The organism is Mesorhizobium sp. M2A.F.Ca.ET.039.01.1.1 (assembly GCF_003998035.1).
GTDB lineage: Bacteria > Pseudomonadota > Alphaproteobacteria > Rhizobiales > Rhizobiaceae > Mesorhizobium.
On sequence record NZ_RZRY01000916.1, the window covers coordinates 1 to 2,101 of the forward strand.

Consider the following 2,101-nt stretch of genomic DNA (forward strand, 5'->3'; position numbering starts at 1 on the left):
GTTGCAGAATGGGCGCAGCGCCGAAGCTGCCAATCTCCCCCCTCGTGGGGGAGATGTCCGGCAGGACAGAGGGGGGCGCGAAGGAACTCGGCCTATCCAGCTTCCAAACCGGCGCAGCGCTGATGCGCCCCACCATCCTCGATCCGTTGTTTGTCCCGATCACCTCGCTCGCCGGCGTCGGCCCGAAGGTTGGCTTGCTGATCGAGAGGGTGGTGCCGGCCGACCTCGGCGATCGCGCCGCTCGCGCCGCCGAACTTCTGTTCTTGCTGCCCAACAGCGTGATCGACCGCCGCAACCGGCCCGGCATCGCGCTGTCGGCTGAGGGCCAGATCGTCACGCTGGAAGTGCGGGTCGATCGCCATCAGCCGCCGCCGCGCGGCAACAGGTCGGTGCCGTACCGCGTCTACGCCCATGACGACACCGGCGAGGTCGCGCTGACCTTCTTCCATGCCCATGCCGCCTATCTGCAGAAGATGCTGCCCGAAGGCGAGCATGTGGTGATCTCCGGCCGCATGGAGTGGTTCAACGGCCGCCCGACCATGGTCCATCCGGACCACATCGCGCCAATCGACGAGGCCGAGGGCCTGCCGCTGGTCGAGCCGGTCTACCCCCTCACCGCCGGCCTGTCGGCCAAGGTGCTGCGCCGCGCCATCGGACAGGCGCTGGGGCGCCTGCCGGAACTGCCGGAATGGCAGGACGACGCCTTCATGCGTCGGCACACCTTTCCATCCTTCAGCGATGCGCTTTCCCGCATCCATCACCCGAATGTCCCGATCGACGTTGCCGTCGAGGGATCCGCCTGGCGCCGCCTTGCCTATGACGAGCTGTTGGCCGGCCAGGTGTCGCTGGCGTTGGTGCGGGCCAGAATCCGCCGCCTCTCGGGCCGGCCGCTCATCGGCGATGACCGCATCGTCGAGAAGCTGCGCTCGGCCCTGCCTTACAGACTGACCCCCAGCCAGGAATTCGCGCTTGGCGAGATCAATGCCGATCTCGCCGACCCCGAACGCATGCTGCGCCTGCTGCAGGGCGATGTCGGCTCCGGCAAAACCGTGGTGGCGCTGCTTGCCATGGCGCGCGCGGTGGAGGCCGGCGGCCAGGCGGCGCTGATGGCGCCGACCGAAATCCTGGCGCGCCAGCATCTGGCAACCATCGCGCCGCTGGCCGAGAAAGTCGGCTTGCGCCTCGCCATCCTCACCGGGCGCGAGAAGGGCCGCGAGCGCACCGAGACGCTTGCAGGCCTTGCCAACGGCGCGATCGACATCGTCGTCGGTACGCATGCGCTGTTCCAGGAAACGGTGACGTTCCACGATCTTGTGCTCGCTGTCATCGACGAGCAGCATCGGTTCGGCGTCCACCAGCGCCTGGCCATCACCGCCAAGGGCGATGCGCCCGACATGCTGGTGATGACGGCAACGCCGATCCCGCGCACGCTGGTGCTGACCGCCTTCGGCGACATGGACGTCTCGAAGCTCACCGAGAAGCCCGCCGGCCGCCAGCCGATCCGCACCGTGACCCTGCCGATGGAGCGGCTGGACGAATTGGTGGGTCGCATGCGCGATGCGGTTGCGGAGGGGCAAAAAATCTACTGGATCTGCCCGCTGGTGGAGGAATCCGAAGAGATCAAGCTAATGTCGGCGGAGGATCGCTTTGCTTCGCTGAAACCGCTGTTCGGCGACCGGATAGGCCTCGTGCACGGCCGCATGAAGGGCGCGGAGAAGGACGAGGCGATGCGCGCCTTCAAGGACGGCGAGACGCGCATCCTGATCGCCACCACCGTCATCGAGGTCGGCGTCGACGTGCCTGATGCCACCATCATGGTGATCGAGCATGCGGAGCGCTTCGGCCTTGCCCAGTTGCACCAGCTGCGCGGCCGCGTCGGACGCGGCGACAAGCCCTCCTCCTGCGTTCTGCTTTACAAGGACCCGCTCGGAGAGACCGCGAAGCGCCGGCTTTCGGTGATGCGCGAGACCGAGGACGGCTTCCGCATTGCCGAAGAGGACCTGAAACTGCGCGGCGAAGGCGAATTGCTCGGCACGCGCCAGTCCGGCACGCCGGGTTTCCAGGTGGCGCGGATCGAGGCGCATGCCGACCTTCTCGAAGC

General features: G+C 67.4%; 1 protein-coding gene. It reads left to right on the top strand.

The window, feature by feature from the left end; translation table 11 throughout:
* Positions 1–122: 122 nt before the first annotated feature.
* Positions 123–2,101 (top strand): ATP-dependent DNA helicase RecG (gene recG / locus EOA24_RS35515; protein WP_127410684.1); only part of this gene is annotated, 1,979 nt, incomplete at its 3' end.